14 protein-coding genes and 1 pseudogene are annotated in these 13794 nt (G+C 65.8%); 7 read left to right on the top strand and 8 right to left on the bottom strand.

The features are described from left to right. The 3 genes and pseudogenes from VGG53_RS02720 to VGG53_RS02710 all read right to left on the bottom strand — a co-directional run. On the bottom strand, positions 1-775 hold a 775-nt coding region (locus tag VGG53_RS02720), incomplete at its 3' end, for an acyl-CoA dehydrogenase family protein (protein WP_331516454.1). Positions 776-851: 76 nt separating this feature from the next. Beyond that, on the bottom strand, positions 852-1046 hold the full coding sequence (locus VGG53_RS02715) for a ferredoxin (protein WP_331516453.1): 195 nt from the start codon (positions 1044-1046) through the stop codon (positions 852-854). A 101-nt stretch (positions 1047-1147) separates the two neighbouring features. After that, positions 1148-1288: pseudogene (locus VGG53_RS02710) on the bottom strand (cytochrome P450); the annotation flags it as partial. 265 nt (positions 1289-1553) lie between these two features. Between VGG53_RS02710 and VGG53_RS02705 the strand changes: the two are divergent. Continuing rightward, positions 1554-2708, top strand: coding sequence for an acyl-CoA dehydrogenase family protein (locus VGG53_RS02705; protein ID WP_331516452.1), 1155 nt, complete (start codon positions 1554-1556; stop codon positions 2706-2708). Here VGG53_RS02705 and VGG53_RS02700 read toward each other — a convergent pair. Continuing rightward, a complete protein-coding gene (locus VGG53_RS02700) occupies positions 2705-3904 on the bottom strand; it encodes an amidohydrolase family protein (RefSeq protein WP_331516451.1) in 1200 nt (399 codons plus the stop codon). The two genes, VGG53_RS02705 and VGG53_RS02700, sit on opposite strands and share 4 nt — an antisense overlap. Before the next feature lie 121 nt (positions 3905-4025). Between VGG53_RS02700 and VGG53_RS02695 the strand changes: the two genes are divergently transcribed. Together VGG53_RS02695 and VGG53_RS02690 are read left to right on the top strand one after the other, a co-directional pair. Then, complete coding sequence (locus VGG53_RS02695; protein WP_331516450.1) at positions 4026-4340, top strand: acyl-CoA synthetase; 315 nt, start codon at positions 4026-4028, stop codon at positions 4338-4340. Positions 4341-4360: 20 nt separating this feature from the next. Further along, positions 4361-5659 carry a helix-turn-helix domain-containing protein gene (locus VGG53_RS02690; protein WP_331516449.1) on the top strand — a complete coding sequence of 433 codons (1299 nt, stop codon included), beginning with the start codon at positions 4361-4363 and terminating at the stop codon, positions 5657-5659. Here VGG53_RS02690 and VGG53_RS02685 read toward each other — a convergent pair. From VGG53_RS02685 to VGG53_RS02675, 3 genes are read right to left on the bottom strand one after another with little or no spacing between them, the layout of a single operon-like run. Further along, a complete protein-coding gene (locus VGG53_RS02685; protein ID WP_331516456.1) occupies positions 5625-7202 on the bottom strand; it encodes a class I adenylate-forming enzyme family protein in 1578 nt (525 codons plus the stop codon). The genes VGG53_RS02690 and VGG53_RS02685 overlap by 35 nt on opposite strands. Further along, positions 7202-8395, bottom strand: a complete 1194-nt coding sequence (locus VGG53_RS02680) for a thiolase family protein (protein ID WP_331516448.1) — start codon at positions 8393-8395, stop codon at positions 7202-7204. Before VGG53_RS02680 ends, VGG53_RS02685 begins: the two co-directional genes overlap by 1 nt. Further along, complete coding sequence (locus tag VGG53_RS02675) at positions 8392-8850, bottom strand: MaoC family dehydratase (RefSeq protein ID WP_331516455.1); 459 nt, start codon at positions 8848-8850, stop codon at positions 8392-8394. Before VGG53_RS02675 ends, VGG53_RS02680 begins: the two co-directional genes overlap by 4 nt. A 106-nt stretch (positions 8851-8956) precedes the next feature. On the opposite strand from VGG53_RS02675, the gene VGG53_RS02670 reads away from it, so the two are divergent. From VGG53_RS02670 to VGG53_RS02660, 3 genes are read left to right on the top strand one after another with little or no spacing between them, the layout of a single operon-like run. Next, a complete protein-coding gene (locus tag VGG53_RS02670; protein ID WP_331516447.1) occupies positions 8957-10144 on the top strand; it encodes a thiolase family protein in 1188 nt (395 codons plus the stop codon). Position 10145: 1 nt separating this feature from the next. Beyond that, positions 10146-10574 carry an OB-fold domain-containing protein gene (locus VGG53_RS02665; protein ID WP_331516446.1) on the top strand — a complete coding sequence of 143 codons (429 nt, stop codon included), beginning with the start codon at positions 10146-10148 and terminating at the stop codon, positions 10572-10574. A gap of 10 nt (positions 10575-10584) precedes the next feature. Beyond that, positions 10585-11601 (top strand): DUF2889 domain-containing protein, encoded by a 1017-nt coding sequence (locus VGG53_RS02660; RefSeq protein WP_331516445.1) that lies wholly within the window; start codon positions 10585-10587, stop codon positions 11599-11601. 34 nt (positions 11602-11635) lie between these two features. Here VGG53_RS02660 and VGG53_RS02655 read toward each other — a convergent pair whose 3' ends face one another. Continuing rightward, positions 11636-12259, bottom strand: a complete 624-nt coding sequence (locus VGG53_RS02655; RefSeq protein WP_331516444.1) for a TetR/AcrR family transcriptional regulator — start codon at positions 12257-12259, stop codon at positions 11636-11638. 147 nt (positions 12260-12406) lie between these two features. Here VGG53_RS02655 and VGG53_RS02650 point away from each other — a divergent pair, with 147 nt between their 5' ends. Then, positions 12407-13636: an amidohydrolase family protein gene (locus VGG53_RS02650; RefSeq protein ID WP_331516443.1), complete on the top strand. Its 1230-nt coding sequence runs from the start codon at positions 12407-12409 to the stop codon at positions 13634-13636. The last annotated feature ends 158 nt before the right edge of the window (positions 13637-13794 follow it).

Below are 13794 nucleotides of genomic sequence, written 5' to 3'. Positions count from 1 at the left end.
CGATCACCCGGTCGACCGTGCGCCGGTACTTGAATTCGTCGGCCAGAAAAGCGGTGGCCCGCTCGTGGCCCAGCGACGTGCGCATGATCGACCAGCCCGCGCCCTCATCGCCGACCACATTCTGGACGGGCACCGCGACATCATCGAGGAAGACCTCGGCGAAGTGCGCCGCGCCGCTGATGTCGTGCAGTGGACGCACGGTGATCCCCGGGCTTTTCATCGGGATCAGCAGGTAGGTGATGCCTTCGGATGGTTTCGCACCGGAGCTCGTCCGCACCAGCGCGAACATCCAGTCGGCGCGGTCGGCCATCGTGGTCCACACCTTCTGACCCGTGACTCGGTAGACGTCGCCGTCGCGAACCGCGCGGGTGGACAGCGACGAGAGGTCGCTGCCCGCACCGGGTTCGGAAAAACCTTGACACCAGAACTCGTCCGCACGCAACAGCGGTCTCAGAAAACGAGCCTTCTGCTGTTGGCTGCCATGGGCGATGAGGGTCGGAGCGAGGATGAACGACAGCGGACACGGATGCGGCGGCGCCCCCGCGTCGGTAGTCATCCGGTAATAGTCCAGCTGGTCGGCCAGCGACAATTCCAGGCCGCCGACCGATCGTGGCCATCCGGGGGCGGCCAACTCGTGGTCGACGAGTTCGGCGTGCCACCTGCGGGCCACCTCGATGCGGCCGGGTTTATCGCCCGTCCGGGCGATCTCGTCCTGGTGGCGCCGAAAGTCGGTGAGTAACGACTCGAGCCGGGGACGCCAATCAGCTGTCTGCATCACGCTCCACAAAGTAAACCTGGTTAACTATGTATGCAGTGTGCCGGTTATAGCGACCGCTTGGCAAGCACGCCTGTCAGTCGTCTTCGAGAATCAGAGCCAGTTCGGGGCATGCGGCTACCCCGTCCCGAGTGAGTTGCTCATCCTCGGGCCGCACCTCGCGTTCTTCGAGGATGGAGTAGCCGGAGTCGTCGATCGGGAACAACTCCGGGTCAACGGCGTAGCACTGGGCGTGGCCCACACATTTCGACTGTTCGAGACGAACCTTCATGCGACCTCCTCCACTCGACCGGTAGCGCACGGTCTCATCCAATCCGACAGCATAAGACTAAAGCTTTAACTATTTTGATCCACCCACCCGGGCGGTGAGAACTATTCGCAGGCCAGTTTCAGGCGTTCGAGCCGGCGCACAAGGAGGCTCGGCAGCCACCGCCCAATTTCAGCGGCCTCGATTTTCGAAGTCTGTTCGAGTAGTTGGCCGAGCACGATTCTTGCCTCCGACCGGGCAAGTGCTTCGTTGGCTCAGCCCATCAATTCGCCCGCCTGCACTCTATCTGACGTAGATGTCTACAAATACAAATTGCATTTCACCGCGGCTGACTAGGTGATATTGCGGACATATCGCCGGGTTACGCGTTTCCTGATCACTTGATTCTGACAGTCGCATCCGGTACGAAGGAGGCGGATTGACGCCCACCTATCGGGAGGTCCGGGAAATGAGAACCACCGAGCCCTTGTCGACCCCGGCCGGTGGCGCGCCCAGATCATGTACAAGGCGATGACGTCTGTGCTCAGCGACGAAGAATCCATGCTCGTCGATACGGTGCGGACCTTCATCGACCGCGACGTCAAACCCACCGTCCGGGAGGTGGAGCACGCGAACGAGTACCCGGACGCGTGGATCGAGCAGATGAAGCGCATCGGGATCTTCGGGCTCGCCGTGCCGGAGCTATACGGCGGCTCGCCGGTGTCGATGCCCTGCTATGTCCAGGTGACCGAGGAGCTGGCCCGCGGCTGGATGAGCCTGGCCGGCGCGACGGGCGGGCACACCGTGGTCGCGAAGCTGATCTCGTTGTACGGCAACGAGGAACAGCGGCAGAAGTATCTGCCGAGGATGGCGAGCGGGGAGATGCGGGCCGCGATGGCGCTCACCGAACCCGGTGGCGGCTCGGACCTGCAGGCGATGACAACCACCGCACGAGCCGAGGGCAACCAGCTGGTGATCAACGGCGCGAAGACCTGGATCAGCAACGCCCGCAGGTCCGGCCTCGTCGCGCTGCTGTGCAAGACCGATCCGCAAGCTGTGCCACGCCACCAAGGCATTTCGATCGTCCTGGTCGAACACGGTCAGGGTCTCACTGTCTCGCGCGACCTGCCCAAGCTGGGCTACAAGGGCGTGGAGAGTTGCGAATTGTCGTTCGAGGACTGCCGCGTACCGGCCTCGGCGATCCTCGGCGGGGAACCGGGTCGAGGATTCGCGCAGATGATGAAAGGTCTTGAGACGGGCCGTATTCAGGTGGCATCGCGGGCGCTGGGCGTGGCGAGCGCAGCACTGGAAGACGCGCTGGCATACGCACAGCAGCGGGAGAGCTTCGGGCAGCCGATTTGGAAGCACCAATCAGTCGGGAACTACCTGGCCGACATGGCCACCAAGCTGACCGCGGCACGCCAGCTCACCCGCTACGCCGCAGAGCGGTACGACAGCGGTGAGCGGTGCGACATGGAGGCCGGGATGGCCAAGTTGTTCGCCTCGGAGGTGGCCATGGAGATTGCGCTCAACGCCGTCCGCATCCACGGCGGCTACGGATACTCCACGGAGTACGACGTCGAACGCTACTTCCGCGACGCCCCGCTGATGATCGTCGGCGAGGGCACCAACGAGATTCAACGCAATGTCATTGCGGCCCAGCTTGTTTCGCGTGGCGGGCTCTAAACGCCGGCAAGTTGGCGATCGCTCGCGCCCACCCGCGGGAAGTTGAGCATCCGGCGGGCGTTCTCCTCGACGATCAGCTTGCACTCGTCGTCGGGAACGTCTGCGAGGACCTCGGCAGCTCGCTTGCGCGAGTTCGGCCAGTTGGAATCGCTGTGCGGGAAGTCGATCTCGAGCATGATGCGGTCGATTCCGATGCTGTGCCGATTCTTCAGGCCGTGCTCGTCGTCGATGAAGCAGCCCCAGAAGTGCTTGCGGAACAAGTCCGACGGACGGGTGTCGAAGTCGATGTTCTGGTAGTAGCGGTGCCGCTCCCACACATAGTCGGTGCGCTCCAGGATGTAAGGCACCCAACCGATGCCGCCTTCAGCGAGCGAGATCTGGAGATTGGGGAACTGTTGAAGCTTCCCGGAGAACAACAGGTCGACCGTGGACCACATCAGGTTCGTGGAGAACAACGCCGTCGCGACCGCGAAGGGTGCGTCGGGCACCGCCATCTGACCGGGGATCGGCTTGATCGTGGAGAACGAGAAGCCCGGCACGAAGGAGCCGGACCCGAAGTGCAGTGACACCGGCATCTTGGCGTCCGAGCAGACCCGCCACAAGCCGTCCCAGTGATCGGAGTGAAACGACGGGAGACCGAGCGGCACCGGGCTGTCCGGGAACGAGATCGTCTTGGCGCCCTTGGCCGCCACCCGCTGAGCCTCCGCGACACAGGCATCGATGTCCCAGGTGGGCAGAATCGCCAGCGGGATGTAGCGCTCAGGTGCGGTGGCGCACCACTCGTCGATGTAGAAGTCGTTCCACGCTTTGACGCACAGCAGCGCCAGGTCCTTGTCCTCGGCGCGCTGGAATGTCCCGCCGCCGAATCCCGGGAACGACGGGAAGCACAACGCCGACTGCACACCGTCGAGATCCATGTCGGCGACCCGCGCGACCGGGTCGTAGCAGCCCGGAATCATATCCTCGTAGCGGACGGGATCCAAGCCCCACTCCTCCGGCGGCTTGCCCGCGACCGCGTTCAGGCCGATGGTCGGGAAGACCTGCCCGTCGTAGTGCCACAGATGCATGCCGTTTTCCTCGACGATGCGCGGGCCCTGTTCGAGGTACTTCTGCGGCAACCGGTCCTGCCACACCCGAGGGTGCTCGACCAAGTGGTCGTCAACGGACACGATCTGGTGGTCATTCTGAAGCGGCATGATGCTCCTTCGCATCTGACGAGCGGTCGTATTTTTCTGACGTAGCGTCTTGTTTTCTGACGGTTCGTCTCACAGACTATATGATGTACGCCACATCCGTCCAGACGTTGAGAGGTGCGACATGGCATCCACGGACCGACCCGGCGACGACGCCGGCCGGGACAAGGTCGACGACGACGACCACGACCTGTTGACCTTCGGCGAAGCCGGTGAACGGCTTCGCGTCGAAATCGCTGCGGCAACGCGCGAGGTGCAACGCCTGACGGACTCCGGGCCGGTCGAGGCGCGCGAGAAGGCCCAAGCCCGCCTCGAGGCGCTCCGGTCGGCTGCCGCCCGCAACAGCGCTCAGCCCATCAACGACGCCAACTTCGAGAAGTTCTTCGGCTATCCCGGCAAGGCAAGGCGCAACCTGCCCGGCGCGCCGTCGGCCCGATGAGCATGTCGGATACTTCTGGCGTGGCCCTCACACCCGACAAGCTGCGGCGCCCCGGTTATGCCCCCACCGCCAATGCCGGCGTGGGCCGCCGCGGACTGCATACCCGCGAGCGCATACTTGGCTGTGCCGCAGAGGTGTTCTCGGCCAACGGATTTCACGCCACCTCGCTCGACGCCATCGCCAAGGCGGCCCATGCCTCCCGCGCGACCGTCTACCAATACTTCGCGGGCAAGGAGGAGATCTTCGGCGAACTGAGCGCGTTGGCCGAACGCGATGTGCTGGCACACGCAGAACATCTCGATGGACTCGGCCCGACGGTCGACGGAGTGGATGCGCTGCACCGGTGGCTGGCCGAATGGGCGGACATCTACGACGCCCACGCCGCGGTGTTCGCCGAGTTTCCGGGCATCGGCACGGCCACCGGGTTGGCCGTCATCGACGCCAGCACCGCCGCCGACCAGTTCCATCGGACGGTCACCGATCGGTTGCACAGGACGCGCCTGCGTGACCTGGGCGCCGACGATGCGGCCGCTGCGCTGGGGCGGATTCCCCACATGGTTCATCTCTACCGGTCCCGGGCGATGTTCCCGTTGCCCGCTCGCACGACCGTGACGTGGTCGCTGACCGTCGCATTGCAACTGATGTTGTTTCCCGAGACGCCGGCCGACGTGCTGCAGGCGGTAGCACCACAGGTACCCAACGGGTGCGCGCGAACCCCGCCGCGCGCTCTCGACGGCGCCGCGGCGACACCGGCGGCCGCCGAAGCGGTGGCTTCGCCGATTCCGCAGGATGTGCTCTCGGTCAGCTCGGCGTTGTTCGCCGAGCGCGGCTACTACGCCGTCAGCATGGAGGAGATCGCGGCCGCCGCCGATGTCAGCCGCGCGACCTTGTATCGGTACTTCAGCGCCAAGGACAAGATCCTGGCCGAACTGACCCGCCGAGCGGTCGCCGAGATCGAGAAGCACGCCGCCGCCCTGCCGGCCATGGCCGCCGATTCGCTGACCGAGTGGATGCGTGGCTACGTCCAATTCCATCGCGCCTACCGCGGCGTGATCCGGGCGTGGTTCGACGGCACGGTCGCAGAACAGCTCTCCGACGCCGATGTCGATCACGGCATCGGCGCGATTTTCCACGCGGTTGCCGCGCTGCTGTCCACCGTCGACCTGCCGACCGGCATCGACGCCGATGTGGCAGGGGCGGTCTTCGTGGCGGTCCTGGGCCGGATGTCCGAGCCAACGGGGGCCAGCGCGCCGGACAGCGACGAGCGGGCCGCAGGGTTGATGGTCAAACTGTTGCGCCGTGCGCTGCTGCGCCCTTGAGGTCGGCGCGCAGCCGCTTCTTGTCCACCTTGCCGCTGGCCAGTACCGGCAGTTCGGCGGCCAGCACCAATCGACGAGGCACCTTGTAGCGCGCCAGCCGTTGCCGCACGCCGGCTTGCACCGTTTCCAGGGTCGGCGACGCACCGCTGCGCGGCACCACGACGGCGCAGACCGCCTCGCCCCATCTGTCGTCGGGCACGCCGATGACCGCGCAGGCGGCTACTCCGTCAACCGCACTGACCGCATCCTCGACCTCGGGCGAATAAATATTCTCTCCGCCGCTGATGATCACGTCCTTCTTGCGGTCCACCAGATAAAGCAGCCCGCGCTCGTCCAATCGGCCCATGTCGCCGGTTCGACACCAGCCGTCCTGCACCGTCGCCTGGGTGGCGGCCGGGTCCTGCCAGTAGCCGCGGAACATCGAGCCAGAACGCACCACGATCTCACCGGTCTGCCCCACCGGCACGGCGCCGCCGTCCGCATCGACCACCCGCACCCGGGTGCCGGGAAACGGGAATCCGACCGAGCGCAGCCGCTCAGCCGAGTTCGGTTCGTCGAGAATGTGCAGTTCGCGGGGCAGTCCTGAGACGATGACTTCCGTCTGCCCGTAAAGGTTGAGGAAGCCCGCACCCGGCAGCACGGCAAGCGCCCGCCGCAGGATGCCCGCGGTCATCGGCGCGGCCGAATAGACCACCGTGCGAACCGATTCCACCGCCGAGCCGCTCGTCACCTCGTCGATCAGCGCTTTGAGCATGACCGGCGCCAGGTGCAGCACCGTGATCCGCTCGGCGGCGAGCAACCGCACCGCGTCGGCGGCATCGAACTGTTGCTGCAGCACCACGGTTCCGCCGCGGGCATGCAGTCCGCCGACGATCGCGAGCGCGCCGAAATGGAACATCGGCATGTTGATCAGCCCGCGATCTACGCTGCTGCAACGCATCTCGTCGTTCATGGTGAACACGACCCGGCGCATCTCGCGCTGCCCGAGGATGCAGCACTTGGACGCGCCGGTGGTGCCGCTGGTGAACAACAGGTACGCGATGTCGTCGGGCCGGGCGGTGAACTCAAGCTCGCCGCTTCTGCCACCTTCGACGAATCGCTCGTAGCCGGTGATGTCCGGTGGAGCATGTCCCCCGATCGCCACCAGCATCGGGGGCGACGGTATTCCCGCTGCGACCTCCGCGACCGCCGGCAGGAACTCCTCGGCGCAGAAGATCATCGACGGGGCGACGCGGCGCAACGCATCCTCCATCTCCGGTGCCGACAGCCGGAAGTTGATGGTGGCCATGATGATCCCGCTGAGTTGAGCGGCGGCGTTCAGCTCGCCGAACTCAATGCTGTTGCGGCTCAACACTGCAATGCGATCCTGGCGCCGCACCCCGGCCGCGGCCATCGCCGACACCAGCCGCACCGCCCGATCCCGTAACTGCGCGTGGGTGACGCTGCGCTGGCCGTGCCGGTAGGCGACGACGTCGGGAAAGTGGACCGCGTTGTCGGTCACGATGTCACCGAGCGTCATGTCATCGACCGCGGCCATGTGAATTACCGGCTGCTCAACAGCATCGACCCGGCCACCGGTCCACCGCCGACACCCACGGCCACCACCTCGGGAGTGCGGGGCGCCTGCCGATCGCCGCCCTCACCCCACAACTGCACACACGCCTCGTGCAGAAAGCCCATCCCGTGCAGCCGCCCGCCGGAGAGTTGCCCGCCGCTGGTGTTGATCGGCAGCGACCCGTCCAGAGCGATGCGCGAACCGTCGTTGACGAATTCGCCGACCTTGCCGTGCTCGCAGAATCCCATCGCTTCCAGCCACATCACGGTCAGGAAGGAGAAGCCGTCGTAAAGCTGGGCCATGTCGACGTCGGCGGGAGTCAGCGCGGTGTGCTCCCACAGTGTGGCGGCCGAGTCGTGGGCGGCCATCGTGGTGATGTCGGCGCGCTGATCCCAGGTAGCGCGTTCGAACATGCCCGGCCCGACGGACTCCACCGTCAACGGGTGGCGCGGCAGGCCGTTGGCGGCAGCACGGCGCGACACGATCACGGCAGTGGCACCGTCGCAGGGCACGTCGCAGTCGTAGAGACACAGCGGTTCGGAGATCATCCGAGCACCCAGGTAGTCGTCCATCGTCATCGGCTCGCGGTAAATCGCGTCGGGATTGAGACCGGCGTTCGTGCGGGCGTTGATCGCGATGCGGCCCAACTGCTCGCGGGTCAGGCCGAAGTCGTGCATATAACGCTGGGCGGGCATCGCCAGCCAGTTAGCCGCCGACAGTGCCCCGAACGGCGCCGTCCACTCCAGGTGCGGGGGCAGCGCGCCGCCGCCGAACAGCACCGAGGCCCGGCCGCCGCCGGCCTGCTGTGCGGCGGTGGATTCCCATACCGACCGGTAGACGACGACGTGGTTGGCCAGCCCGAGGCTGACCGCCATGCACGCCTCGATCACTGGGCCGATCTGGCCCGCGGTCTCGATCGCCGAGACGTACCACCGGGAGCGCAGTCCGAGCGCAGTGCGGACCTCCTGGACGGTGGCCCCGGAGAACCCGGCGTCGGGCACACCCGGTCCCGGGTAGCTGGCGATCCCGTCAACCTCGTCGATACTCAGTCCGGCGTCGGCGATCGCCCGCTGCACCGCTTCGAGCGTGAGGTCCAGCCCCGTCCGACCCAGCCGGCGGCCGACCTGCGACTTACCCGCCCCGGTGAGGACGGCTCTACCTTCGAACGGACCGCCGGTCACCAGACGAACCTAGCGATCAGTTCGGCCACCGCGGCGGGTTTGGCGACGCCTTCGATCTCGACGGTGTGACGCACGGTCAGGTTCACCGTGTCGTCGGCGACTTTGGTGGCGTCCGCGAGCCGCGACCTGACCCGGACGCGGCTGCCCGCGGTGACCGCAGACAGGAACCGAACTTTGTTCAGGCCGTAGTTGATGCCCATCTTGGCGTTTTCGACGCGGTAGTTGTCCTTGCTCACCCCGGGGATCAGTGACAGCGTCAGAAAGCCGTGCGCAATAGTTGCGCCGTAAGGGCTTTCGGCCCTGGCCTTCTCGATGTCGACGTGGATCCACTGGTGGTCCATCGTGACGTCGGCAAACGCGTCGATCCGGCTTTGGTCGATGTCCACCCACCGGCTGACTCCGAGTTCCTGCCCGATCGTGGCGAGCGCGTCGTCCACGGACTTGATCACCTTCACCGCTGCTCCCGTCGTCATCCACCCGCCATACCGATATCTATTTAACGGTATAGACTGGCCTCGCTCATCGGGCAAGCAGCCCGTCAACTGACGATCTTGGAGACACATGGCCACTACCACGTCCCGCGCAGCGATCGTGGCCGCTGCCCGCACACCGATCGGAACGGCGCGCAAGGGCACGCTGGCCAACATGCCCGCGATCGAGCTCGCCAAACCCGTCGTCGCGGCGGTCGTGGATAGATCCGGCCTCGACACGGCGGAGTTCGACGATCTCGTGCTCGCCGAGAGCCTGCAGGGCGGCGGCGACAGCGCCCGTTACATCGCCGTGGACCTGGGCCTCACTCACGTCCCCGGGCTCGCCGTCAACCGTCAATGCGCCTCCAGCCTCTCGGCGATCGCCGTAGGCGCGGGCCAGATCGCGGCAGGTATGAGCCGAGCCATCTTGGCCGGCGGCATGGAGTCGCTGTCGACCGGACCGATATTGCAGAAGCGGAAGCCCTTCACCACCGGCAAGTCCCCAGAAGACTACGAACAGTGGTTTCCGCTGTCGCACCCACCGACCGCGGACGCACCTGCGCTGGACATGTCCATCACCGTCGCGCACAACTGCGCGGTGCAGTACGGGATCACCCGCGAGGCACAGGACGAGTGGGCACTGCGCAGTCACCAACGGGCGGTCAAGGCGATCGATGCCGGCTCATTCGTCGAAGAGATCGTCCCGATCGAGGTGCCGCAAGCCGACGGCAGCACGATTACGTTTGCCGAGGACGAGCATCCCCGGCGCGGCAGTTCGATGGAGTCGCTGGCCGGCCTGAAGGTGCTGCATCCCGAGATCGACGGCTTCACCGTCACCGCCGGCAATTCTTCGGGCATCAACGACGCTGCAGCCGTGGTGGCACTCGCCGCCCCGAATACCGCGAGTGACATGCTGGCTCAGATCCTTTCGTGGAGCGCGGTGGGGGTGGCGCCGAACCGCACCGGCAGCGGGCCCATCACCGCCATTCCCAAGGCACTCGAGTTGGCCGGCCGCAAACTCGAGGACGTGGCACTGTTCGAGATCAACGAAGCGTTCGCCGCACAGGCGGTGGCGTGCGCCCGCGAGCTCGGACTTGATGAGGAGATCGTCAACGTCTACGGGTCGGGCATCAGCCTGGGCCACCCGATCGCCGCGACCGGTGCCCGGATGGTCACCTCGGCGATCTACGAATTACGCAGGCGCGGAGGCGGAATCGGCGTTTTGTCCATGTGCGCCGGCGGCGGCATGGGTGCCGCGATGGTCATCGAGGTGGCCTGAGATGACCGCGCTGATCATCGAGGGACTGTTCCGGGTCGACGGCGACCGCGCCGTGCTGTTCGCGTCGCGCAGACGTTCGTCGGGTGCGGTGAAGTTCCCCGCCGAGCGGCCCGAGCTCTTCGATGGCGATCCCGAGATCCAGGACGACATCGAGGCGATCGAGTTGTCCACCGAGGGTACGCTGTACACCTATACCACCCAGGAGTTCCCACCGCCCTTGCCGTACAAGGGAATTCGGGACCCGAAGGCGTTCAAGCCATACGTGGTGGGCTTCGTCGAGCTGCCCGAGGCCGTGTTGGTCGAGACGCTGATCGTCGGGGCGACCGCCGACCAGCTGAAGATAGGTCAACGACTGGTGTCGACCACCACCACATTGCAGACCGAGGACGGTCGATCCCTGGTGACCTTCGGATTCCGCCCGGAGCGCTAGGGTCCGACGTGTGACAGACCTGAGCATCCCGTCGTTCGGGCTGCACCCACTGCACGGCGTGCACGAACCGACGACCGGTAATCCGCCGCGCCGCCCAGGATCCGCGCGACGGACCACGTCGATCGACATGACCCGCGACGACGGCACGCTGGATCCTGTCCGTCTGGAAGGCCGGGCTCGCGATCTGCGAACGGCGCGCGACGGCACCGTGACCGTACTCGGCGAGGCGGGCCTGTCGGCCACCATCGAGCTGGTGGCACGCGTCGTCCGGCACGTCGAGGTGATGCCGCCGGTGGCCGCCGTGTCGCATCTGTCCGGAGCACCGGCCATGAGTGGATTCCGCGCAGCCGCCGACAAGGCGGCCCCACAACTACGGGCCGATCGCGACCTGCGCTACACGCTGCTCGACGACGTCCCCGTCGCCACGCTCATCTCCGGACACGCGCTGTCCGCCTCCGGTGTGCTCGGCGAGTACACCAAGTCCGGCTACCTCCCCGTCGCCGACCAGTGCGCTGGCTTTGCGACCGGCGGACTGTTGATGACCTCCTTCGAGGCAGGCGATCCGGCCGTGGTCACTGGCCCCCAGGCGCCCGACCTCGACCACCGCGACGACCCCTGGGCGTGGCATGCCATGTCGCCGTTGGCCATTCACGGCATGCGTCGGCGACGACGCATCGACGTCCACCAGGACCAGCCGGGTCTGATCAACATCGACGCGATGTTCCGGGATACCTATGTACGCACCGACGGTGTGGAAACCATCATCCACGAGTACACCCTGGCCGCGGCGGTGGACGTGGCGACCGGGGTCGTCGTCGAATCACGGGCTACCCCACGCGTGCTGCCCTGGCAGGAATGCCCGGGAGCCGTCGCCAGCGCCGGGCGGATCGCCGGAATGACGTTGAGCGAACTGCACTTCCGGGTTCGCCAGGAGCTCTTCGGCACGAGCACCTGCACCCACCTCAACGATCTGCTGCGCAGTGTCGCCGACGCCGAGGCGTTGATCGCGCCGGTGCGCGACGCCTAGAGTCGGCTTGCTCGGCGGAGTCGTCGCGGGGCCGTCAGTCGGCCGTTCGGGGCGCGGCCGGAGCAGCCATGGCGACGATCATCTCGGCGACCACCGCGACCATCTCGTCACGGGCGACGGCCACGGTTTGCCGGTGGACGGTGTGCCAGGCTCGGTCCAGCAGTCCCATCACCGCGACGCCGATGACGTCCGGTGAGTGGGCGCCGTTGCCGGCGATCGCCTGGCCGAGCTTCCACGACGCCCGAGTCACCATGCGATTGCGCGAGTTTCGGAACGCGTCGTCGTCGGGTGCCGAATGCGCCGACGCCAGCACGAAGGCGCCGTGGTCATCCATGTAGTCGAAGTAGTGTGCAACCCAGGCCCGAATATCGTCCGGTCCGAACGGATCTCGGGAGTCAGCCCACTCTGCGATGACGGCCAGGGCGTCGTGATAGGCGGTCTTGCCGAGCACGTTGAAGATCTCGCGCTTGTCCTTGAAGTAGGTGTAGAAGCCGGCGCGCGAGATGCCGCATGCCTCGGTGATCGCATTGATCGGCGTGCCCGCGTAGCCGCGTTCCAGGAAGAGACGACGGCTGGCGTTCAGGATCGCCGAGCGGGTGCGCTCGCCGCGGGTGGCGTCCACTTGCCGTTCGGCGGGCGTAGCCGAGGTCACCGTCATGTGGCGACCTTATATGACGTTATCGTCAACTGCAATCACCGCAGTTCAAGCATCAGTCGCGGTGTTATGCCGAGTAAACTTGACACAAGTGTCAAGCTGCGCGAAGCTCATAGTCAAGCCCGAAGTCGATCAGTGAGAGGCACCACGATGACGCAGTTCAAAGACGCACCGATCTTCGATGCCGATCAGCACATGTATGAGACCCCGGATGCGCTGACGAGATACCTGCCCAAGGAGTCCCAGCCGAAGGTGCAGTTCGTCCAAATGGGTAGGCACACCCGTATTGCGATCCTAAACAAGATCACCGACTACATGCCGAACCCGACGTTCGAACGGGTCGCCGCACCCGGCGCGCACGAGAAGTTCTACTCCGGCCAGAACCCCGAGGGTCTGTCGATGCGGGAGATGTCCGGCCGCGGCATCGACACGCCGCCGGGAGCGCGCAACCCCGAAGACCGGATCGCCGAACTCGACCGCCAGGGCGTCGACTCATGCCTGAACTACCCCACACTGGCCAACCTGGTCGAGCATTCGGCCGCCGAGGATCCTGACCTGACGGTGGCGATCATCCATGCCCTCAACCAGTGGATGCTCGAGCACTGGGGCTTCAGCCACGCCAACCGGGTCTACTCGACACCGGTGCTCACCCTCGGCCTGGTCGACGAAGCCCGACGCGAGCTCGAGTACATCTTGGACAACGGCGCCAAGGTCGCACTGATCAAGCCGGCGCCGGTGAACGGCTACAAAGGGTGGCGCTCCCCCGCGCTGCCCGAGTTCGACCCGTTCTGGCGCGACGTCGAAGATGCGGGGTTGCCAATTGTGTTGCACGCCAGTCAACCTCCGTTGCAGGAGTACATCGATAAGTGGGAACCGCCGTCGACCAGTAGCGCGTTCGAGATGTCGGCATTCAAGTGGACCGCGCTCGGTCACCGCGAGATCGCCGACATGCTCACCAGCTTGATCTGCCACGGCACGTTGACCCGGTTCCCGAAGCTGCGCATCGCCAGCGTGGAAAACGGCAGCTCTTGGATCAAGCCGCTGTTCGACGACCTGCAATCGACGTACAACAAGATGCCGCAAAACTTTCCGGAACATCCACACGAGGTGTTCCGCCGCAACATCTGGGTCAGCCCGTTCTGGGAGGGCTCGGTGGCTGACGTCGTGCAAACCGTCGGATGGGACAAGGTGATGTTCGGCTCGGACTGGCCGCATCCCGAAGGCTTGGCCGAGCCCAAGCGGTACTGGCAGTACGCCGAGGGCATGGACGAGCGGCGCACCTATGACTTCATGGGCGACAACGCGCGTCGCTTCATGGGACTGCCCCTTGCCAACCCCGATCCGGCCGCCGTCAAGCCGCCCGCACTGGCGAACGCCTGAATTACCGGCCGTTGACGGCACAAGCCACGTCGACGGCTGGGACACTGAAGGGGAAGTCAGGTGCGTTTGGTGGCTAGACCCGGCAAGAGGATGGCGACCAATCCATCAGCATGAGCCCGAATCCACTTGGGGTTATTCGGATCCCGACCGGTCAGAAG

Source organism: Mycobacterium sp. (assembly GCF_036490025.1).
Lineage (GTDB): Bacteria > Actinomycetota > Actinomycetes > Mycobacteriales > Mycobacteriaceae > Mycobacterium.
Note: the sequence above shows the minus strand (reverse complement) of the source record. Positions and strands in the feature narration are given on the sequence as shown.